Source organism: Streptosporangium sp. NPDC049248, assembly GCF_040678965.1.
GTDB classification, from domain to species: Bacteria; Actinomycetota; Actinomycetes; order Streptosporangiales; family Streptosporangiaceae; genus Streptosporangium; species Streptosporangium fukuiense.
In genome coordinates this window covers 1-21,692 of record NZ_JBFAQY010000008.1, presented here as the reverse complement: position 1 = coordinate 21,692, position 21,692 = coordinate 1, and the positions used below count along the sequence as shown (strand labels likewise).

Below are 21,692 nucleotides of genomic sequence, written 5' to 3'. Positions count from 1 at the left end.
GTCATATGTCCGCTGAACCCGCTCGTTCCACCCCCGACGGACTTCCTCTCCCGCAAGAGCGCTTCCTCAACCGGGAGGAGAGCTGGCTCCAGTTCAACCAACGGGTTCTGGAGATGGCGGAGGATCCGTCTCTGCCGCTGCTGGAGAGAGTACGGTTCCTTGCCATCTTCGCCAGCAACCTGGACGAGTTCTTCCGGGTACGGGTGGCCGGGCTGAAACGGCGGATGGCCACCGGCCTCCTGCTCCGCACGAAGAGCGGGCTGAAGCCCCGCGAGGAACTGTCCAGGATCGCGGCGATCGCCAACGACCTCGCGCTGCGGCAGTCGGCCTGCTTCTACGAACGGATCAGGCCGCAGCTGAGCGCCGAGGGCATCGAGATCGTGCGCTGGGACGACCTCGGCCGCGACGAGCGCACCGAGATGCGCAGGCTCTTCAGGGAGCGGATCAGGCCGGTGCTGACGCCGCTGGCCGTCGACCCGGCCCACCCCTTCCCGTACATCTCGGGACTCTCACTGAACCTGGCCGTCACCGTCCGCAATCCCTCGACCGGCAACACGGTCTTCGCCCGGGTCAAGGTGCCCAGCCGGCTTCCCCGCTTCGTCGCGGCGTCCGTGAATCGTTTCGTCCCGCTGGAAGATGTCATCGCCGCTCACCTGGGGCAGCTTTTCAAAGGTATGGAGATCGTCGAACACCACGCCTTCCGGGTGACCCGCAACGAGGACCTGGACGTCGACGAGGACGTCACCGAGAACCTCATGCAGGCCCTGGAGCGCGAGCTCCTCAAGCGCCGCTTCGGCCCTCCGGTCCGGCTGGAGGTCGAGGACACCATCACACCCGAGGTGCTCGACCTGCTGGTGGACGAGCTGGGGGTGGCCGAGCACGAGATCTGCCGGCTGCCGGGGCCGCTGGACCTGACCGGGCTGCACGCGATCGCCGACCTCGACCGGGGCGAGCTGACCTTCCGCCCGTTCGTGCCCGCGGAGGTGGTGCACGTCGAGGACGACATCTTCGCGGTGCTGCGCGAGCGGGACGTGCTGCTGCACCACCCGTACGACTCGTTCTCCACGAGCGTGCAGCGGTTCATCGAGCAGGCCGCCGCCGACCCGAACGTGCTGGCCATCAAGCAGACGCTCTACCGCACCAGCGGCGACTCACCGATCGTGGACGCGCTGATCGACGCCGCCGAGGCGGGCAAGCAGGTGGTCGTGGTCGTGGAGATCAAGGCCAGGTTCGACGAGCACGCCAACATCAGCTGGGCGCGCAAGCTGGAACGGGCCGGCTGCCACGTGGTCTACGGCGTCGTGGGGCTGAAGACCCACTGCAAGCTGGCCCTGGTGGTGCGCCAGGAAGCCTCGGGCGAGCTGCGCAGCTACTGCCACATCGGCACGGGCAACTACAACCCCAAGACCGCCAGGTTGTACGAGGATCTGGGTCTGCTCACCGCCGACCGGCTGGTCGGCGAGGATGTCACGGACCTGTTCATCCACCTGACCGGCTACTCCAACCACTCGGCCTACCGGCGGCTGCTGGTCGCCCCGCACTCCCTGCGCGGCGGGCTGCTGGCCAGGATCGAGCGGGAGATCGCCCATCAGGAGGCGGGCCGCCCCGCAGGCATCAGGATGAAGACGAACTCCCTGGTCGACGAGCCCATCATCGACGCCCTCTACCGGGCGTCGCAGGCCGGCGTACCGGTGGATCTGTGGGTGCGGGGGGTCTGCACGCTCCGCCCCGGCGTACCGGGGCTGTCGGAGAACATCCGGGTCAGAAGCGTGCTGGGCCGTTTCCTCGAACACTCGCGGATCTACGAGTTCGGCCACGGCCGGCGCCCGGAGGTCTGGATCGGCAGCGGTGACATGATGCGCCGCAACATCGAGCGCCGGGTGGAGGTACTGGTCAAGGTCGCCAGCCAGCAGCAGCGGAACTACCTCAGCGGCCTGCTGGACCGGGCCATGTCCGACGACACCGCGACCTGGTGGCTCAACCCGGACGGGACCTGGGTCCGGCATCCCGGTAACGACCTGCAGACCTATCTGCTCGGCACCCGTAGGTGGAGGTCCGTCGATGGCTGAGCACACCACCCATCCGGATGGCGTGATCCGCGCGGCCGGGGCGGTCGTCTGGCGCGGTTCACCGGGCGCGCCGGAGGTCGCCCTCGTCCACCGGCCCAGGTACGACGACTGGTCGTTCCCCAAGGGGAAGCTGAGGAACGGCGAGCACCCCATCGCCGGCGCGCTGCGCGAGGTGGCCGAGGAGACGGGGATCACCGTGGAGCTCGGCCGGTCGCTGCCGCCGAGCCACTACACGAAGGACGGCCGGCCCAAGCGCGTCGACTACTGGGTGGCCAGGATGCTCTCCGAGAAGCGCCGTACCGACACGCGTGAGGTCGACGACGTGGTCTGGCTCCCTGTCGAGGAGGCCGCACGGCGCATGACCTATGACTGGGACGCCGGGCTGCTCCGCGCGCTCGGCGCGGCATCGCTCGCGACCACCCCGCTCGTGCTGGTACGGCACGCCCTGGCGGGGAGCCGGCAGGACTGGAAGGGCGACGACGACGACCGGCCGCTCGACGAGAACGGCCTGAGGCAGGCCGAGGTGCTCGCGAGGGTGCTGGACGCCTTCGGCCCCGCGGAGCTGGTCAGCTCCCCCAGCAGGCGGTGCGTGCAGACCCTGGAACCGTACGCCGAACGGGCCGGCCTGCCGGTCCGGCTCGAACCCGTCCTGTCGGAGACCCACTACGACTTCCAGGGCTCCCTGCTCCTGGTCAAGGAGGCCCTGGCCGCGAACCGGCCCGCGGTCTTCTGCGGCCACGGCAAGACCCTGCCCGACCTGATCTCCGAATTCGGTGGCCGGTCCGGCGACACGCGGCCGGCCAAGGGCGCGTTCACGGTGCTGCACCACAACGGCGGCCGTGTCGTGGCCGTGGACCGTTACACCGTCTGACGCGATCCCCAGCGGGTTCCTCACCTGTCCCGGGTACGTGGCGGTCGAGAGGACGTCAGAGAAGCTTCGCGACGGCGTTCTCGGTGTCGGCCCAGAGCCGGGGGAACTCCTCGGCGGCGCGTTCGGCCCCGGCCCGCTCCACGCCGGTCAGCACGCCGTAGGTGTAGGTGTCCTCCCCCGCCAGGCGGGCGTTCGCGGCCTCGGCGGCCAGCCGCTCCTGCGCGACGACGCCGTCCATGTGGGTGCCCAGCGCCTCCTGTATCGCCTCCGCCCGCTTGGCCAGCTTCTTCATACCGAGCACCTCCGCGGTGTACCGGGCCCGCTTGGCCGCCTTGCGCACTTCGTGCATGGCGGACTCGTGCTCGGCGGGGTTCTCGATGGACAGCGCGGTGTCGTAGGCCCTGGCGACCCGGCGCCAGCCCTTGGCCGCGACGGCCTTCAGACTCTCCGCGGGCCTGCCCGCGGCCTTGGTGAGCACGGGGGTGGCGATCAGGTCGTCGAGGGCGTCGAGCAGGGCGAAGTAGCGCTCCCCGCTGAGGGCGTCCCTGATCCGGTCGAGGGCCTCGTGCTCGTCGTCCAGCAGGTCGGAGCTGAGGCGCGCCCTGATCGGACCCACGATCAGGGCGCTGTCCAGGCTGTCGAGCCTGCTCGCGAACCGCTCGCGGATGACCTCCAGGTCGCGTGCCTCACCGAGGACCGCGCCGAGCCACTTGAGCTCGTCCTGGACACTCCCGGTGCCCCCGACGACCGTCCTGAACGACTTCATCGCGCTGCGGAGCCGCCGGGCGGCGACGCGCATCCGGTGCACGGCGTCCTCCTCGGCCTTACGGACCCGGGGGTCCTGCGCGAGCAACGCGCCGACCTGGGCGGTGAGATAACCGACGGCGACCTCACCCGCGGAACCCGGGGCCGTCCTGGCAGGCGGCTGCCTGTGGGTCGCTCCGGCGCCGTCGAGCAGGCGAGCGAGCTTGCTCGCCGACTCGGCGGGACCGGCACCGGCCTTGCGCAGCCGCTTTCCGACCTTCTTCAGCAGCCTCTCGTCGCCATGGAGGATCTCCGCCTCGACCTCGTGCCAGCGTTCGACGTGGGGCTCGTCACCGAGCACCGTGCCCTTGACCCGGTCGTCGGCGATCTCGACCAGCCTCACCCCGGCGCCGTTGACCAGCGTGGTGACGGCACGGCGGGTGTCCAGCTCGGCGACGGGCGCCAGCGGGGCACCCCGGGTGTAGGCGAGCACCAGATCCGCCAGCTCGGCAGGAACGATCTTGATGCTCCGGGTCAGCGGGTGGGTGATCTCCTGCCGTACGCCCTTGGCCTTGGGAAGCTTGAGGTGCCAGCCTGGATCGGTGCCGCCCCTGCGCCTTCTCAGGGTGATCCCCCGCGCGGCGAGCCTCAGATCGGGCGTGTCGAAGTAGAGGGCCACCAGCCGATGGGTCTTCGGACCCACGACCTCCCCGACGCCCGGAAGTCCGGTGAGATCCGGCAGCTGGTAAGCCTCCGGCACGTCGAACTTATCCTCGATCTCTATTGCCACAGGTCATCCCCTAATTTGCCCATATATCCATTCATGCCCGGTTGTTTGGCCAGAAACCCGCTCCTGAGATCAGCGGTCCACCGGCACCCGCCGGGCGGCGGCGCGTCACCCGGTCACCTCCCGGCGACCACGAAGATCCTGCGGAAGGGGAAGACCGTGCCGTACGGCCCGCGGGGATAGGCCTCGCGGAGCAGGGCGGCGCAGTCGGCGAGGAAACCGGCGGCCTCGGCGGGGTCCAGTCGGCCGAGCATGGGGCGCAGGGCGGTACCGGTGATCCAGGAGAGCACGGCGTCGTCGCCGGGGAGCACGTGCAGATAGGTGGTCTCCCACGCGTCCACCCGGCAGCCCAGTCGAGCGAGCAGGTCGTGATAGCCGGCCGGGTCGTCGACCGGGGAGGGACGGGCCAGGTCGCCCAGCCGGTCGCGCCACCTCGTCCGGCAGAGCTCGCGGACCAGGGCGTGGCTGGGAGCGTCGAAGTTGCCGGGGACCTGGAAGGCGAGCCGGCCGCCGGGGGCGAGGGCCTCCACCCAGCGCGGCAGCAGTTCGCGGTGGCCGGGCACCCAGTGCAGGACGGCATTGGACACGATCACGTCGACCGGCCGCTCAGGGCGCCAGCGCGTGACGTCGTCGACGGAGAAGGAGAGCGAACCGCCCGCCGGCGCCTTCTCGATCATGGCGGGCGAGGAGTCGAAGCCGTGGACCCGGGCGTCCGGCCAGCGCCTGGCGAGCTCGGCGGTGAGCTCGCCGGTGCCGCAGCCCGCGTCGACCACGTAGCCGGGGTCCGCCACGGCTATCCTGGAGACAAGATCGAAGAAGGGGCGCGAGCGCTCGTCGGCGTAGCGGCCGTAGATCACGGGGTCCCAAATATATCTCGACATCAAGACAATTGATATCCGGCGAGATATCTCGATGTCAAGACAGATAGACTCCTGACATGACCCTGCACCACGCGGACCATGACTCCGGCCGTTCGGCCGGAGCGAAGGACGAGGTCGACCTGCTGGTCGCCGCCTGGAACCAGGAACGCCCGGATCTCGACGTGGAGCCGCTCCAGGTGCTCAGCCGAGTCTCCCGGCTGGCCCGCCATCTCGACCGCGCCCGCCGGGCCGCCTTCGCCGAGCACGATCTGGAGACCTGGGAGTTCGACGTGCTCACCGCCCTGCGCCGGGCAGGGGAGCCGTACCAGATGAGCCCGGGAGCCCTGCTCCGCGCGACGCTGGTGACGTCGGGCACGATGACCAACCGGATCGACCGGCTGGCCGCGGCCGGGCTGGTCAGGCGGCGCCCCGACCCCGAGGACCGGCGCGGCGTCCTGGTCTCCCTGACCGACGCCGGGCGGACCCGGGTGGACAACGCCTTCGCCGACCTGCTGCGCCGCGAACGCGAGCTCCTGGCCAGCCTGCAGGAACGCGAACAGCAGGCCCTTTCGGACCTGCTGCGCACGCTACTCGTCCCTTTTGACGCGACCGACACCGGAGCGCACTGACCCTCCCCTGCCCGAGAGCGGCGGGATAAACCCGGCGCGTCCCGAAGGCGTGTTCCCGGCCACCCTCGCGGGGCTCACTCGCCCAGGCGGTCGGCCAGCTCCAGCCACTCGCCCTCGATCGAGTCCTTCTCCGCGAGGATCTCCTTCAGCTGCGCGTCGAGCGAGGCCAGCCGCTCGTAGTCGGCGGCGGCGTCGGCCATCGACTCGTGCAGCTTCGTCTCGCGGCCGCTCAACTTGTCGAGCTGGCGTTCCAGGCGGGAGAGCTCCTTGCGGAGATCGCGCTCCTCACGCGCCGACAGACCGGCCGTCGTCTCCTTCGGGACCGTGGCCGAGGTGGCGGAGGCCGCACCGGAGACCGCACCGGACGCCGCGCGCGCGGACAACGCCGCCCCCGAGGCCCGCCGGGACAGGTACTCGTCCACTCCGCCGGGGAGCATCGACAGCCTGTGGTCACCGAGCAGGGCGACGGTCCTGTCGGTGACCCGCTCCAGGAAGTAGCGGTCGTGACTGACCAGGATCAGCGTGCCCGGCCAGCCGTCGAGCAGGTCCTCCAGCTCGTTGAGCGTCTCGATGTCGAGGTCGTTGGTCGGCTCGTCGAGCAGCAGCACGTTGGGGTCGTCCATCAGGAGGCGGAGCAGCTGCAGGCGGCGCCGCTCGCCACCGGACAGGTCACCGACGACCTTCCACTGCGCGTCCCCCTTGAAACCGAGGCGCTCCAGCAGCTGGGAGGCGGTCCACTCCTTCTTGCCGACCTGCACGAACTTGCGGACCTCCTCGACGGTCTCCAGTACCCGGCGCTCAGGGTCGAGCTCGCCCAGCTCCTGCGACAGGTGCGCCAGGCGGACCGTCTTGCCACGTACCAGCCTGCCCGAGTCGGGGTGCACGGTACCGGCGAGCAGGCGGAGCAGCGAGGACTTGCCGGAGCCGTTCACCCCGATCAGGCCGATCCGGTCGCCGGGGCCGAACTGCCAGGTCGAGTGGTCGAGGACCAGCGGCCCCTGGCCGGGTCCCCCGGCGTGCAGCGTGACGTCCTCAAGATCGTAGACCGTGCGTCCCAGCCGGGCCGCGGCGAACTTGACCAGTTCGACGCTCTCCCTGGCCGGCGGCTCGTCGGCGATCAACGCCTGGGCGGCGTCGATGCGGAACTTGGGCTTGGAGGTGCGGGCGGGCGGACCCCGGCGCAGCCAGGCGATCTCCTTGCGCATCAGGTTCTGGCGGCGGGCCTCCGCGGAGGCGGCGATCCGGGCACGCTCGGCCTTGGCCAGCACGTACGCGGCGTACCCGCCCTCGTAGCGCTCGACCGCGCCGTCCACGACCTCCCACGTCCTGGTGGAGACCGCGTCCAGGAACCACCGGTCGTGGGTCACGACCACCAGCGCGGTCCTGCGGCCGGCCAGGTGCCTGGCGAGCCAGTCGATCGCCTCGATGTCGAGGTGGTTGGTGGGCTCGTCCAGGATGATCAGGTCGTGCTCGTCGATGAGCAGCTTGGCCAGGGCCGTGCGGCGCCGTTCACCTCCCGACAGGCTCCCGGCGAGCGCGGTCAGGTCGATGTCGCCGAGCAGGTTGGCGAGGATCTCGCGGATGCCCGCGTCACCCGCCCATTCATGCTCGGACCTGTCGCCGAGGACGATCTCGCTCACTGAGCGCGCCGGGTCGAGGTCGTCGCCCTGCGACAGCGACCCCACCTGGAGCCCCCGGTTATGGGTGACCCGTCCGCTGTTCGGCTTGAGGTCACCGGCTATCACCGAGATGAGGGTGGTCTTGCCACCGCCGTTGCGGCCGACCACGCCGATGCGGTCGCCCGCCTCGATGCCGAGTGAGACGTCGTTGAGCAGGGGCTTGGGACCGTAGGAGTGGGAGACCGACTCAAGATTGACCAGATTCATCGCCAGACAAGCGTATCCGCTCCCGGCCCACCCGGCCCCCGCCGCGAGAACCGTCCCGTCCAGGACGGCGCCTCCATCGGATGACCGCCCCGACCGGCGAGACGGCCGGTCGTGCGCCCACGGGGGACGGGTGACCGGGAGAGCCTAGACGACCGCCGGGCCGGGCACGGGGCCGTGGGCGGTGATGACGTCGCGCGCCACGCCGGCGTCCTTCAGGCCGGCCGCCAGCTCGCCCGCGTGGGCCGCCGACCGGGCGAGGAAGGCGCAGGTGGGCCCGGAGCCGGAGACCAGCGAGCCGAGCGCGCCCTGCTTTCGCCCCGCGTCCAGGGTGTGGGCCAGCGAGCCGCGCAGCGCCACGGCGGCGGGCTGCAGGTCGTTGCCGAGCTGGGCGCCGAGGGCCTCCGCGTCTCCCTCGCGGAGTGCGGCCAGCAGTGCCCCGGCTGCCTGGGGCCAGGCCACCAGCTCGCCGCTCGCCTGGCGGAGGCGGTCGCACTCGGCGTAGACCGCGGCCGTGGACAGGCCGCCGTCGGCCAGCGCGAACACCCAGTGGAAGGTACCCGCGACGTCCAGCGAGGTCAGCCGCTCCCCCCTGCCGGTGCCGATCGCCGTACCGCCGAGCAGGGCGAAGGGGACGTCGCTGCCGATGTCGGCGGCGATCTCCATCAGGTCCTCGCGCGGCAGGCCGAGACCCCACAGCTCGTTGCAGGCCACCAGGGCCGCGGCGGCGTCGGCGCTGCCGCCCGCCATGCCGCCCGCCACCGGGATCGACTTGCGGATGAGCAGGTTCACCCCGTACGGGCGGCCCGCGTGCCCGGCCAGCGCGATGGCCGCCCGGATCGCGAGGTTGTCGCCGTCCTCGGGCACCTGGTCCGCGGACTCGCCCTCCACCCGGACGCTCATCCCGGTCTCCGCGGTGGCCGTGACCTCGTCGAAGATCGAGACGGCGTGGAAGACGTTGACGAGGTCGTGGTAGCCGTCATCCCGGAGCGGTCCGACGGCAAGTTGCAGGTTGACCTTCGCTGGTACGCGGACGGTCACGGAGTTCATGCGTCCCCCATGGGGGCTCGCTCACTGGTCACGACGTCAGATCGTAACGGGATCCCTCCCCCCCGCACGCAAACGAACCGGCAAATCACACTATGTACTGCTTTCAGACGTACGGTTCTCGGCGATCCGCGCGAAATCCTCGACCGTGAGCTGCTCGCCGCGCGCGCCGGGATCGATCCCGGCGGCCCGCAGCGCCCGCTCCGCCGCGGGGGCCGTACCGGCCCAGGAGGCGAGGGCGGCACGCAGGGTCTTGCGGCGCTGGGCGAAGGCGGCGTCCACCACCGCGAAGACCTCCTCGCGAGTGGCCACCGTCGTGGGCGGCTCCCGCCTGACCATCGCGACCAGGCCGGAGTCGACGTTGGGAACCGGCCAGAAGACGGTGCGGCCGACGGGACCGGCCCGGCGGACATCGGCGTACCAGGCGGCCTTGACCGAGGGGATGCCGTAGACCTTGGAACCGGGGACGGCGGCCAGCCGGTCGGCGACCTCGGCCTGGACCATGATCAGGACCTTGCGCAGCGACGGCTGCGTCTCCAGCAGGTGAAGCAGCACCGGGACCGACACGTTGTAGGGAAGGTTGGCGACCAGCGCGCTCGGCCGCTCCTCGGGCAGATCCTCGGGCAGCACGCGCATGGCGTCGGCGAGCACCACGGTGAGCCGGTCGGCGAGCTCCGGGGCGTGCCGGTCGATCGTCAGCGGCAGCTGGGCGGCGAGAACGGGATCGATCTCCACCGCGATCACGCCGCGGACCTCGGGAAGCAGCGCGAGCGTGAGCGACCCCAGCCCTGGACCGACCTCGATGACCACGTCGTCGGGCTCAAGCTCGGCCACCCTCACGATCTTGCGGACCGTGCCCGCGTCGATCACGAAGTTCTGGCCGAGCTTCTTCGTAGGACGAATATTGAGCTTGTTCGCCAAAATACGTATTTCCGCTGGACCAAGAAGGCTCATGCTGGTCCCTTACGCAGTGGCCCGGATTCCACGCCCGCCGGACCGCTGTGCTCTCCCATTTGCCTGCCTCGATCACCCAAGGTCGCTCTCCCATGTCATTCGACAAGTTTCCCGCACCAAAGCACATGCGAGGACGCTGGATGAAGCGCGAGAGGTTCCCTTGTGGATAACGTTGCCATACGGGGGACCGACTGCGAGTAAAGGGAACCTTCCCGGTCAACGACCCCCTCCTGAAGGAGGGGGCTTGAGGTGCAGCGATGCGCTTGACAAGCCCCGCGTTGACCAGCCCTAGCCGTCAGCTCAGAGAGGTGCGTTGTGATGGCTACGTTGAACACAAGATCGCAGACCCACCGGCGGGTGCTTCCTCAGCCTGCCGCTCTGGAATCCGTGGGAGCAGACACGCCCGAGGGTGGGCACGAAACGGCTCACGGACACCGCCTCGCGGCGGTACCTGGTGTTCAACCTGGGCGAGGGGAGACCGAGCGGACCGGCACCCGGTCTGCTCGGCGTCACCCCGAGGACGCTTCGGTGTCCGAGGGAGCGAACCGTGAGGTTCACCCGGCCGTGTTCGTCCTGGACGCCCGCGGCCACCCGCTCGACCCCTGCCACCCCGCCCGCGCCCGCCGCCTGCTGGCGGCCGGGCGGGCGGTCGTGGTGCGTCACACCCCGTTCGTCATCCGTCTCAAGGACCGCGACGCGGCGACCTCGACCGTCGAAGGCGTGCAGGTCGGTATCGACCCCGGCTCCAAGCACACCGGCCTGGCCGTGTTCACCGGCCACGACGGGAGCCGGACAGGGAGGTATGCGATCCGGCTCGACCACCGGGGCGCGGCGATCCGCGACAGGCTCACCGCCCGCTCCCGGTATCGACGGCGACGCCGTGGCGCGAACCTGCGCTACCGATCCCCCCGATTCCTCAACCGCACCAAACCGCAGGGATGGCTCGCGCCGTCCCTGCGACACCGTGTGGACACCACCATGTCGTGGGTGGCGCGGCTGACCCGGTGGGCGCCCGTGACCGCCGTGCACGTGGAGCGGGTCTCCTTCGACACGCACGCCCTGTCGGCCGGGCGGCCGCTCGAAGGGGTGGAGTACCAGCAGGGCACCCTCGCCGGGTACGAGGTCCGCGAATACCTGCTCACCAAGTGGGGGCGCGCCTGCGCGTACTGCGGCAAGCAGGACGTGCCGTTGAACATCGATCACATCCACCCGCGTTCCCGGGGCGGCTCGGACCGGATCAGCAACCTCACCCTGGCCTGCATCGGCTGTAACCAGGCCAAGAACGCCACCCCGGTGGAGGAGTTCCTCAAGGACAAGCCCGTCCTCCTGGCGAAGATCCTCCGGCAGGCGAAGGCTCCGCTGTGGGATGCCGCCGCCGTCAACGCCACCAGGTGGGCGCTGTGGCGGGCCCTGGAAGCGACCGGCCTGCCCGTTCACACCGCCTCGGGCGGTCGTACGAAGTGGAACCGGTCGCGTACCGGCGCCGCCAAGTCGCACACGTTGGACGCGTTGCACGTCGGCGAACTGGAGAGTGTGACCGCCTGGCCGTCCACACTTCTGGTGGTCACGGCGGCCGGTCGCGGCACCTATGCCCGCACCATTCCTGACCGGTACGGGTTCCCCCGTCTTGTCCGGCCACGGAGCAAACGGCACCACGGCTTCCAGACCGGCGACCTGGTCCGGGCGAACGTCCCGGCGGGCAAGAAGGCCGGGATTCACCTCGGGCGAGTCCTGGTCCGCTCTTCTGGCTCGTTCGACATCACCACCCGGCACGGCCGCGTCACCGGGATCAACCACCGCCATGTCCGTCACCTTCAGCGCGCGGACGGCTACGGCTACAAGACCCGGAAAGAAGCCGATCGACATGACTGATCGGTCAGGGCACGCTCGGGCCTTGACGGCCCTCCCGCTCCCGGCTCCTCCCCGGCCTGAAGGACTCTGTTGCTTAATTGCCGCCGGTCGACGTCTGGCGTCGTTATCCGGTTCCGGGCACGCAGGTCGCGGAGATCGAAAACGAATTGGGCAACTGAGTCCTGAAGGCCGGGGCATCCTCGGGAGGTTGCGGTGAACCAGCCCGGTGTCGAAGGACTGCGATCCACCGACCCCGAGCGCATCGGGGCCTACCGCCTGCTCGGGCGCCTTGGCGAGGGCGGGATGGGGACCGTCTACCTGGCACTGGCGCCGGCGGGACGACCGGTCGCGCTCAAGGTGGTGAAGGCGGAGGTCGCGGTCGAGGACGGCTTCGCCGCGAGATTCCACGCGGAGGTCGAGAACGCCCGGCGGGTGGCCTCGTTCTGCACGGCGCAGGTGCTGGACAACGGCACCGGCGACGACAACCGGCCGTACATGGTCACCGAGTACATCGCGGGCACGCCGCTGTCCCGCCAGATCTCCGAGCACGGCGCGCTGGAGCCCGGAACGCTGCACGGCGTGGCCCTGGGGGTGGCGGCGGCGCTGGCCGCGATCCACGTCGCCGGCCTGGTGCACCGCGACCTCAAACCCGCCAACGTGATCCTGTCCATGTCCGGGCCCCGTGTGATCGACTTCGGCATCGCCAGGGCCCTCGACTCCACGCACAGCTTCACCCGCTCGGGCGAGGTGCTCGGCAGCCCCGGCTGGTGGGCCCCCGAGCAGGTCCGGGGCCTGGACATCACGCCTGCCGCGGACATCTTCGCCTGGGGCTGCCTGGTCGCGTACGCGGGCAACGGCCGCCACCCCTACGGGCGAGGCGACCTGATAACGATGGCCACCCGGCTGCTCAACAGCCCGCCCGACCTGGGCGCGCTCCCCGCCCCGCTGAACGACCTGGCCCGCCGCGCGACCGCGATGGACCCCTACCAGCGGCCCACCGCCCAGGACCTGCTGATCGCCCTGGTCGGCGGTGGGATCGGCGCCCCGTCCTCACCGGCCCCCACCCGGGCCGATCCGCCCACGCTGATAGCCAGTGATCTGCTCCACGAGTCCTGGCAGCCGCCCGCCAACGTGGAACCCGACTCCACCCAGACGCTCAGCGCGCTGAACCTGGGGGCGCGGTTCCCCGCTTCGTCACCGACCCAGGAGCCCGCGGACCCGGCCACCGCCCCCGTCACGCCCGTGCCGCCCGGCCCTTCCACGGCACCGGCGCCTGTGGACTCCCCCTCGCCCTCGCGGCCCGAACCCACGACATCGCCGTCACAACCGTTCACCGGCCCCGTCCCGGCCGGGACATCGCCCGGCTTCCGGCTTCCCGCGGGACCGGAGGCGCCGGACGCCGAGGGGACGGCACCCCGGCGGCGCTGGCTGTTCGCCGGGCTGGCCGTGCTCGCGGCACTGGCCGTCACGGTCGTCGTGCTGCTGAACCTGCGTGGCCCGGACCCGGGTGACCGGGGGGAGCCTCGGGCGGGCAGTACCGGCGGCACCGGCGGTATCGTCGGCGACGGCGCCACCGACGTGGGCCGCCGGGTCACGACAGGCTCCTTCCTTGAGGATCCACAGCTGATCATCCCGCGCGTCCCGGCGTGCGGGCTCACCGTCTACGAGAACGCCACCCCGGTACGCGGCAGGCTCTGCGCGATCCCGTGGACGCTGGTCAACACCGGCGCGGAGGCGGCCCGGCTCAGCCGCACCCCGCTCACCCTGCTCGACGACGCCGGCACGGCGCACACCGCCGAGAGCGCGTCGACGGAACTTCCGGCCACCCTGCCCCCCGGGGCGAAGGTGGACGGCGTCCTGGTCTACGACCTGCCCCCGTCCCGCAAACCCGCGAAGCTGACCGGAACGGTGATCGAGGGCGGCGGGGAGATAGAGGTGAGGGTGTCATGAGGCTGCTGCTCTCTCTCGTGGCCGCGGCCGCGGTCGTGTGGTCGTCCACCGGGTCCGCCTGGTCCGATGCCGCTTCCGCCCCGGCCGCCGACTGCACCGGAACGGCCACCGGCGACTTCGACGGCGACGGGGTGGACGACATCGCGGCCGGTGACCCGTTCGCCGATCCCGGCGGACTGGCCGGCGCGGGGGCCGTGCACGTGCTGTTCGGCCGGGGGGAGGACGGGAAGGCCGTGACCGTCGCCGAGACCGAGGCGGGCGACGGCTTCGGGTGGTCGGTGCGGCTGGCCAGGATCGACGGCGACGGCTGCGCCGACCTGCTCATCGGCGCCCCGTACGCGGACGTGGCGGGCTACCGGGACGCGGGCGCGGTCTATGTGGTGCACGGCGGCCCCGACCCCAGGACGATCCGCCTGGTCTCTCCCTCACCCGAGGCCGACGCCCACTTCGGCTGGTCCCTGGCCTCCGGCGGGACGCTGGTGGCGGTCGGCGCCCCGCACGAGAACGCCGACGGTGTCGCCGACTCCGGCGCGGTCTATTTGTTCGACACCGAGGCGTCCGGCGAGGGCCGGCGGATCTCCCAGGAGTCCAAGGGCGTCACGGGCAACGGCGAGGCCGGCGACATGTTCGGCTGGTCGCTGGCGATCGGCGAACTGGGTGGTACCCCTGGCCAACCGGATCTCGCGGTCGGGTCGCCGTACGAGAACGACGACGGAACGGGGCCCCAGGCCGGCGGGGGCGAGTTGGACGCGGGGGCGCTCACAGTGATCTTCGACGTACGCGGGTCCCGGAGCGAGTACCGGAGCAGGAAGTGGGAGCTCCGCGAGATCGTCGACGCCGGCGCGGGCGACCGGTTCGGTTACGCGATGGCCTATGCCGAGGAGGGCGACGTCGGCTATCTCGCGGTGAGCGCCCCGCTCGGCGACCGCGGGGGCGTGCGGGACTCCGGTCTCGTCCAGTTGTTCCGGGCCTCAAGCACCCTGGAGATCACCCCTGCCGCCACCTTCGACCAGGGCTCCGAGGGGGCGGCGGGCGAGGGGTACGGGTTCTCGCTGGCGTTCACCGCCTCCGGAGGGGTCAGGCTCGCCGTGGGCGTGCCCTTCGACGGCCCCGACCGGCGCGGCGGCGTGCGGCTGGTGCCGGTGGACGACCCGGCGGGGAGCCGGCTGATCACCCAGAGCCAGGCCGGCGACCACTTCGGCTGGTCCGTCGGGTTCAGCGGCAACCGGCTGGTCGTCGGCGCCCCCGACCAGGCGGGCACCGGAACGGTCATCCTGCTGGGCCGCAACGACGCCCAGGGCGTCCCGCTCTCGCCGGGCACCGGAAAGGTCCCCGCCCTGGACGGCGGCGTCTCCGCCGACTTCGGCGCCGCGGTGGGCTGAACCCGTCACCAGGAGCCGAAGACGGTCTCTCCGTTGGCGCTGACGGCGGCGGCGAGGTCGGCGAGGCCGATCTCCTTGACCTCCGCGAGGCAGCGCAGCGTGAGCGGGATGAGGTAGGGCGCGTTGGGCTTGCCCCGGTGCGGCGTGGGCGGGAGGTAGGGCGCGTCGGTCTCGACGAGGATCAGCTCGCTCGGCGCGACCCTCGCGGCCTCGCGGAGGTATCCGGCGTTCTTGTAGGTGACCGGCCCAGAAAATGACATGAAATATCCGGCATTGACGCACTGCTTGGCCATCTCGGCGTCGCCCGAGAAGCTGTGGAAGACCACCACCTCCGGGGCGCCCTGCTCGGCCAGCACGCGCAGCACATCGTCGTGGGCCTCGCGGTCATGGATCACCAGGGCCTTGCCGGTCCGCTTGGCGATCTCGATGTGCGCCCGGAAACTGGCGTGCTGGTCCTCTTTCGACGCCCAGTCGCGGTAGTAGTCGAGCCCGGTCTCCCCCACCGCCCTGACCTGCGGCAGGCGGGCCAGCCGCTCGATCTCGGCGAGGGTCTCCGGCGTCGAGGCGTGCGCCTCGTTGGGATGGACGGCCACCCCGGCGTAGACATCGGGGTGGAGCGCGGCCGTCTCGGCGTTCCAGCGCGAGGACGGCAGGTCGTAGCCGATCGTGACGAGCCGCGTCACGCCGACGGCGCGGGCCTCGTCGAGGATGCCCTGGACGCTCGTCTGAGCCGCCTGCGCGGCCTGCGCGACCGGGTCGCCCGAGGACGCCTGGCGGTTGCCCACCATGATGTCCAGGTGACAGTGGCTGTCGAACACCTCTGCCGGCAGGGGCTCGGGGGCGGCGGGAAGCTTCTGCGTGCTCACGCCGTCCAACCTACCGAGGAGCCGGCCCGGCCCGCGCCCGGCGCCCCCGCGCGGACCGGCTCGTTCCCAGGCCCTCGTTCCCAGGCTCGGGACCGGGCCGTGGCCCCGCGCACACCGGCCCGCCCGCCCGCGTACCTGACACCGGCCGGGCAGTGACTGGGCACAGACCGGCGGCTTTCGCACAGGGCCGGGCACCGGCCCGGCGGCTCCGAACATCCGCCGGGCAGGCGCGGACCGGGTGAGACCGGCCCGCTCCCGAGCCCGGGGCCTTCGCCGCTACTCGCCCAGACGGGCCAGTTCCTCGTCGACGATCTTCGGGTCGAGCTTGACGAAGAGCGGGGTCGGCGGGGAGAGCGGGGTGCCCACCCGGATCGGGACGGATTCCCAGCGCGCGGCGCCGTCGTAGCGGCCGGTGATGATCGGGTAGCTCCGGCCGTCCTCGTCGGTGACCTCCTGGATCTCCGGCATGCCCGCCCAGACCCCGGTGCCGCCGAGCATCGCGTAGATCTTGTTGGAGGAGTTGGGCAGCACCGGGGTCAGCAGGGTCTTGGCGTCGTCCACCACCTGCAGGGCGACGTGCAGGATGGTCTTCACCCGCTCGGGGTTGTCCTTGATCTTCCAGGGCTCCTGCTCGGCCAGGTACCTGTTGGCCTCGCGGATGACCTCGAACGCCTCGTTCGTCGCGTTCTTGAACCGGCACTGCTCGAACTCGGCCGCGACCTTCGGGAAGGCCGAGCGGCTCCGCTCCAGCATGGCGCGGTCGACATCGGTGAGGTCGCCCGCCTCGGGGATGACCCCGAAGTTCTTGGCGGCCATCGAGATCGAGCGGTTCACCAGGTTGCCCCAGGCCGCCACCAGCTCGCCGTTGTTGCGGTTGAGGAACTCCGACCAGGTGAAGTCGGTGTCCTGGTTCTCCGGGCCCGCCACCGCGATGTAGTAGCGCAGCGCGTCGGCGTCGTAGCGCTCCAGGAAGTCACGCACGTAGATGACGACCTGGCGGGAGGAGGAGAACTTGCGTCCCTCCATGGTCAGGAACTCGCTGGAGACGACCTCGGCGGGCAGGTTCAGCGCGCCGAGCGAGCCCGGCTCGCCGTCGCGGGCGCCCTGGCCGTTGTAGCCGAGCAGCATCGCCGGCCAGATCTCCGCGTGGAAGACGATGTTGTCCTTGCCCATGAAGTAGTAGCCGAGGGCCTCAGGGTCCTGCCACCAGCGGCGCCAGGCCTCCGGGTCGCCGGAGCGGCGCGCCCACTCGATGGAGGCGCTGAGGTAGCCCACGACCGCGTCGAACCAGACGTAGAGCCGCTTGTTGGCCTGGTCGCTCCAGCCCTCCAGCGGGATCGGCACGCCCCAGTCGAGGTCGCGGCTGATCGCGCGGGGGTGCATGTCGCCGAGCATGTTGAGAGCGAACTTCAGCACGTTGGGCCGCCAGTCGCCCTCCTTGGAGCGCAGCCACGATGCCAGAACCTCGGCGAACGCGGGCAGGTCGAGCATGAAGTGCTCGGTCTCCACGAAGACCGGCGTCTCGCCGTTGACCTTGCTCACCGGGTTGATCAGCTGGACCGGGTCGAGCTGGTTGCCGCAGTTGTCGCACTGGTCGCCACGGGCGCCCTGGTAACCGCAGATGGGGCAGGTGCCCTCGATGTAGCGGTCGGGCAGGGTACGCCCGGTGGAGGGCGAGATGGCGCCCATCGTGGTCTGGGGGAAGATATAGCCGTTGGCGTGGAGCCCCTTGAAGATCTCCTGCGCCACCGCGTAGTGGTTCACGGTAGTGGTCCGGGTGAACAGGTCGTAGGACAGGCCGAGCGCCTGGAGATCCTCGACGATCACCCTGTTGTAGCGGTCGGCGAGTTCGCGGGCGCTCAGGCCCTCCTTGTCGGCCTGCACCTGGATCGGGGTGCCGTGCTCGTCGGTCCCGCTCACCATGAGCACCATGTTGCCCGCCATCCGCTGATAGCGGCTGAAGACGTCGGATGGCACGCCGAATCCGGAGACGTGCCCGATGTGGCGGGGGCCGTTGGCGTAGGGCCAGGCGACCGCGGTCAGGATGTGCTGGGACATGGTGCCCAGCCTAAGGGACGCGGGCTCAGGCCTTGGTGCTCTCCCTGCCGGTAGTGGCGCTCGCGGCCGCCTCCCCGGCGCGGTTGACGGCTTCGGCGGCCTCCTCCGCCGCGGAGGCGGCCACGTCGATGGGCGTCTCCTTGGTGCGGCGGATGCCGAGGATGCTGATGAACAGCGCGGCGAAAATCGTCTGGAAACTCACGATCAGCGCGGTGGCCGAGGGCACGACGAGGCGCAGCGACTCCGAAGGGATCAGCGGGCCGAAGCTGCGGGTCTGCCAGTGGACCAGGGAGGCGACCAGGCCGCCCAGACCGCCCAGGGCCAGCAGCCCGCCGACGACCAGCCCCTTCTCCAGGGAGACGATGTCGATGAGCTTGCGCACCCGCCTGTCTTCCGGCAGGAAGCCCTCCTCGGCCGCGTACACCTTGGTGAACAGCGCGAACAGCACCGCCTGGAAGCCGATCACCACCATGGCGGAAGCGCCGACCAGGGTGTCGACGTCGAAGGCGAGCTTTCCGATGTAGACCGGGCCGAAGGTCAGGGCGGCGCCCGCGACCAGGCCGAGGGTCATCAGCACCAGGCCGGGGATGAAGAACAGCCAGCGCGGGCTGTAGAGCATCAGGAAGCGCAGGTGGCGCCAGCCGTCACGCCAGGAGCGCAGGTGCGGCGGGCGGGAGCGGCCGTCGGGCGAGAGCGTGGTGGGCACCTCGCGTACGTCCAGACCGGACAGGGTCGAGCGGACCACCATCTCGCTGGCGAACTCCATGCCGCCGGTCTGCAGGCCGAGCTTGAGGATGGAGTCGCGCCGGAACCCGCGCAGGCCGCAGTGGAAGTCACCGATCGCGCTGGGGAAGAAGAGGCGCCCGATGAAGGAGAGCACCGGGTTGCCCAGGTAGCGGTGGAGCGGGGGCATGGCGCCCGGCGCGATGCCGCCCTTGAACCGGTTGCCCATCACCAGGTCGGCGCCGTCACGGAGCTGCTCGACGAACGGCAGCAGCGCCGTGAAGTCGTAGGAGTCGTCCGCGTCGCCCATGATGACGTAGCGGCCGCGCGCGGCGCGGATGCCGCCCATCAGGGCGTTGCCGTACCCCTTGGCGTCAACGTGCACGACCCGGGCCCCGGCCTCGCGCGCGAGCTGCTGTGAGCCGTCGGTGCTGCCGTTGTCGGCGATCAGCACTTCCCCGTCGATCCCGTGCTCCCGCATGCAGGCGAGTGCCTTGCGTACGCAGGTCTCCACGGTCTCCGCCTCGTTCAAACAAGGCATGACCACGGTCAGTTCCACGTCTCAACCCTTCGCTCACGGCACAAGCCAATCTCACCATGATGCCCTCTGAAGCCCCTTGCCCGGGTCAACTCCCTGAAACGGCTGGCATCCTGTATTGCATGGTGACCGTCGCCGACCGCCCTCGCCTGGACGTGCCTCCGCCCGACCGGGTCACTCGCCTGCGGGCGTTCCTGCACCGGCATCGCCTCTTCGTGGCCGCCCTCGTGCTGGCGTTCCTGCTGCGTGTGGTCACCATGCTCGGCTACGGCCCGGCCCTGTGGTTCAACGACTCCTACGAGTACGTCTCCGGGGCGGTGAACCCCGACCGGCCCAGTGCGCTGCGCCCGAACGGCTACTCCTTCCTGCTCCTGGCGCTGCGGCCGCTGCACAGCTTCGGCCTGGTGGTCTTCGTACAGCACCTGATGGGCCTGGGCATCGCGGTGCTGATCTACACCCTGTTGCGCGGCAGGTTCGGCCTGCCCGGCTGGGGGGCGACGCTGGCCGCGGTGCCGGTGCTGTTCGACGCCTACCAGATCCAGCTCGAACACCTGGTCATGTCCGACGCGATGTTCATGCTGCTGGTCGTGGCCGTGATCACGCTGGTGCTCTGGCACCGGCGGATGTCCTGGCGGATCGGCGCGGTGATCGGGCTGCTGCTGGCCCTCACCGCGCTCACCCGGTCGATCGGCCTGCCGATCCTCGCGCTGGTCGTGGCCTACCTGCTGGTCAAGCGCACGGCCTGGAAGACGATCGCGGCGATGATCACCGCGTGCGCGCTCCCCGTGGTCGGCTACATGGCCTGGTTCGCCTCCGCGCACGGCAACTTCGCGATGACCAACAGCGACGGGGCGATCCTCTACATGCGGACGGCGCTCTTCGCCGACTGCGAGAAGATGCGGGTCGACCCCCGCAAGGAGCTGGAGCTGGCGCTGCTGTGCATCAGCGCGCCGCCGGGCCAGCGCGGCTTCTCCGGGCAGAAGTACCTCTGGTGGGCGCAGAACGGCCAGCGCTTCCACGCCTTCGGGGTGGGCAGCACGTTCACCCCGGAGACGAACAAGACGGCGAGCGCGTTCGCCCAGCGGGCCATCCTGTCCCAGCCGCTCGACTATCTGAGCCTGGTGGCCGGCGACTTCTTCCGCGCCTTCCACTGGGACCGGCCGCGCTTCCCGGATTTCAACACCTACCGGCAGTACGAGTTCCTGCCGGAGAACAAGATCCTTCCGGCCTGGAGCTCCTATCGGGGCAGCACCGACACCGATGCGCAGAAGTACGATCCGGGCCTGCGGACCGCGCAGATCCAGGGCAAGCTGCGCGTGATCGGCACCGACGTCCACGACCCGTGGGCGGGCTTCATGCAGGGCTACCAGCGGATCGTCCGGCTGCCCGGCCTCGTGATCGGCGTGCTGCTGCTGATCGGCCTGGCCGGGGTGGCGGTGCGCTGGCGCAGGCTGGGCGGCCCCGTGCTGCTGCCGTGGCTGGCCGCCTTCGGCCTCATCCTGGCCCCGGCCGCGACCGCCGAGTTCGACTATCGCTACCTGCTGCCCGCGGTGCCGCTGGCCTGCCTGGCGGCCGCGATCTCGCTGCGCCACGGGCTCTCCCGGCCCGCCGCCTCCGGCGCACCTGCCACACCCGTCACGCCCAGCTCCGGAACAGCATCCGCGCCCACCACTGGGAGTGCGGGATGACCTCGGCGGCCAGCACCGGGTGGAGCCACCAGAAGTTGACCAGCGCCAGCAGGGTGAAGGCCCCGACGACCGCCGCCCCGAGCGCCCTGCGGTTGGGCGCGGCGTCGGCCCGACCGACGATCAGCCCGGCCGCCATGGTCAGCGCGAGGATCATGAAGGGGACCATGGCGATCGCGTAGAACAGGTACATGGTCCGGTTGTCGGCGAGGGCGTAGTAGAACCAGGGGAGCCAGCCCGCGGCGTAGCCGAGGAGCACGGCCCCGGCACGCCAGTCGCGGGTGGCGACGTACCAGGCGACCATGGCGATGAGGGCGGCCAGGCCGCCGTACCAGATGACCGGGGTGCCGACGCCGAGCACCGCCTCGGCGCACTCGTCGGCGCCGCACCCGGTGCCGGGGGTCTGGTAGTGGAACGCCACCGGGCGCGAGAGGATGGGCCAGGTCCAGGGGGTGGACTGGTAGGTGTGCCCCTCGCTCAGCCCGGTGTGGAAGCTCAGCACCTGGAAGTGGTAGCTCAGCCAGGAGCGGAAGGAGTCGAAGACGAAGAACCCGGGACCCTGCGAGGTCGCCTGTGCCCAGTTGCGGCCCCAGCCGAGCGACGAGGCGAACCAGCCCGCCCAGGAGGCGATGTAGGTGAGGGCCGGCAGCAGGGCCAGCGCCGACAGGACGCCGGTCAGGTCCCGGTTGACCACTCCCAGGTACGGTCTGCGCAGGCCGATGGCCCGGCGGGCCCCGGCGTCCCAGACCAGGGACATGACCGCGAAGGCGATCAGGAAGAAGATCCCCGACCACT

The 21,692-nt window shown here is 70.8% G+C and carries 15 protein-coding genes and 1 pseudogene; 7 read left to right on the top strand and 9 right to left on the bottom strand.

The annotated features are described in order from the left end of the window. The first annotated feature begins 5 nt into the window (after nt 1-5). Entirely contained in the window at nt 6-2,069 is a 2,064-nt protein-coding gene (locus AB0K21_RS16955; protein ID WP_343962598.1) for an RNA degradosome polyphosphate kinase, read from the top strand. Further along, a complete protein-coding gene (locus AB0K21_RS16950; protein WP_364150860.1) occupies nt 2,062-2,940 on the top strand; it encodes an NUDIX hydrolase in 879 nt (292 codons plus the stop codon). Before AB0K21_RS16955 ends, AB0K21_RS16950 begins: the two co-directional genes overlap by 8 nt. A gap of 55 nt (nt 2,941-2,995) precedes the next feature. Here the strand turns inward: AB0K21_RS16950 and AB0K21_RS16945 are convergent, their stop codons facing one another. Together AB0K21_RS16945 and AB0K21_RS16940 are read right to left on the bottom strand one after the other, a co-directional pair. Further along, nucleotides 2,996-4,474 (bottom strand): CYTH and CHAD domain-containing protein, encoded by a 1,479-nt coding sequence (locus AB0K21_RS16945; protein WP_364150857.1) that lies wholly within the window; start codon nt 4,472-4,474, stop codon nt 2,996-2,998. A 113-nt stretch (nt 4,475-4,587) separates the two neighbouring features. Further along, nucleotides 4,588-5,352, bottom strand: a complete 765-nt coding sequence (locus AB0K21_RS16940) for a trans-aconitate 2-methyltransferase (RefSeq protein WP_343962605.1) — start codon at nt 5,350-5,352, stop codon at nt 4,588-4,590. Nucleotides 5,353-5,408: 56 nt separating this feature from the next. Here AB0K21_RS16940 and AB0K21_RS16935 point away from each other — a divergent pair, with 56 nt between their 5' ends. Continuing rightward, complete coding sequence (locus AB0K21_RS16935; RefSeq protein WP_343962607.1) at nt 5,409-5,960, top strand: MarR family transcriptional regulator; 552 nt, start codon at nt 5,409-5,411, stop codon at nt 5,958-5,960. 74 nt (nt 5,961-6,034) lie between these two features. Here AB0K21_RS16935 and AB0K21_RS16930 read toward each other — a convergent pair whose 3' ends face one another. From AB0K21_RS16930 to rsmA, 3 genes are all read right to left on the bottom strand, one after another. Beyond that, nucleotides 6,035-7,846: an ABC-F family ATP-binding cassette domain-containing protein gene (locus tag AB0K21_RS16930; protein WP_343962609.1), complete on the bottom strand. Its 1,812-nt coding sequence runs from the start codon at nt 7,844-7,846 to the stop codon at nt 6,035-6,037. Nucleotides 7,847-7,990: 144 nt separating this feature from the next. Continuing rightward, nucleotides 7,991-8,893, bottom strand: a complete 903-nt coding sequence (locus AB0K21_RS16925; protein ID WP_343962611.1) for a 4-(cytidine 5'-diphospho)-2-C-methyl-D-erythritol kinase — start codon at nt 8,891-8,893, stop codon at nt 7,991-7,993. Between the two features lie 90 nt (nt 8,894-8,983). Continuing rightward, nucleotides 8,984-9,844 (bottom strand): 16S rRNA (adenine(1518)-N(6)/adenine(1519)-N(6))-dimethyltransferase RsmA, encoded by an 861-nt coding sequence (gene rsmA, locus AB0K21_RS16920; protein ID WP_343962613.1) that lies wholly within the window; start codon nt 9,842-9,844, stop codon nt 8,984-8,986. A gap of 528 nt (nt 9,845-10,372) precedes the next feature. Between rsmA and iscB the strand changes: the two genes are divergently transcribed. The 3 genes from iscB (at nt 10,373) to AB0K21_RS16905 (ending at nt 15,027) form a co-directional block, all read left to right on the top strand. Further along, the gene (iscB, locus tag AB0K21_RS16915) at nt 10,373-11,716 is read left to right on the top strand and encodes an RNA-guided endonuclease IscB (protein WP_343962615.1); all 1,344 of its coding nucleotides are present in this window, start codon (nt 10,373-10,375) and stop codon (nt 11,714-11,716) included. A 192-nt stretch (nt 11,717-11,908) separates the two neighbouring features. Next, nucleotides 11,909-13,645, top strand: a complete 1,737-nt coding sequence (locus AB0K21_RS16910) for a protein kinase (RefSeq protein WP_364150851.1) — start codon at nt 11,909-11,911, stop codon at nt 13,643-13,645. Beyond that, on the top strand, nt 13,642-15,027 hold the full coding sequence (locus AB0K21_RS16905) for a hypothetical protein (RefSeq protein WP_364150848.1): 1,386 nt from the start codon (nt 13,642-13,644) through the stop codon (nt 15,025-15,027). The genes AB0K21_RS16910 and AB0K21_RS16905 overlap by 4 nt, the downstream gene beginning before the upstream one ends. 5 nt (nt 15,028-15,032) lie before the next feature. Here AB0K21_RS16905 and AB0K21_RS16900 read toward each other — a convergent pair whose 3' ends face one another. From AB0K21_RS16900 to AB0K21_RS16890, 3 genes are all read right to left on the bottom strand, one after another. Further along, nucleotides 15,033-15,893, bottom strand: a complete 861-nt coding sequence (locus AB0K21_RS16900; RefSeq protein ID WP_364150845.1) for a TatD family hydrolase — start codon at nt 15,891-15,893, stop codon at nt 15,033-15,035. A gap of 276 nt (nt 15,894-16,169) precedes the next feature. Next, nucleotides 16,170-17,951 carry a methionine--tRNA ligase gene (metG, locus tag AB0K21_RS16895; protein WP_343962625.1) on the bottom strand — a complete coding sequence of 594 codons (1,782 nt, stop codon included), beginning with the start codon at nt 17,949-17,951 and terminating at the stop codon, nt 16,170-16,172. 25 nt (nt 17,952-17,976) lie between these two features. Further along, nucleotides 17,977-19,233 (bottom strand): glycosyltransferase, encoded by a 1,257-nt coding sequence (locus AB0K21_RS16890; protein WP_343962627.1) that lies wholly within the window; start codon nt 19,231-19,233, stop codon nt 17,977-17,979. A gap of 101 nt (nt 19,234-19,334) precedes the next feature. Between AB0K21_RS16890 and AB0K21_RS16885 the strand changes: the two genes are divergently transcribed. Continuing rightward, complete coding sequence (locus AB0K21_RS16885) at nt 19,335-20,900, top strand: hypothetical protein (RefSeq protein ID WP_343962630.1); 1,566 nt, start codon at nt 19,335-19,337, stop codon at nt 20,898-20,900. Here AB0K21_RS16885 and AB0K21_RS16880 read toward each other — a convergent pair. After that, nucleotides 20,848-21,692: pseudogene (locus AB0K21_RS16880) on the bottom strand (phospholipid carrier-dependent glycosyltransferase); the annotation flags it as partial. The gene AB0K21_RS16885 and the pseudogene AB0K21_RS16880 overlap by 53 nt on opposite strands.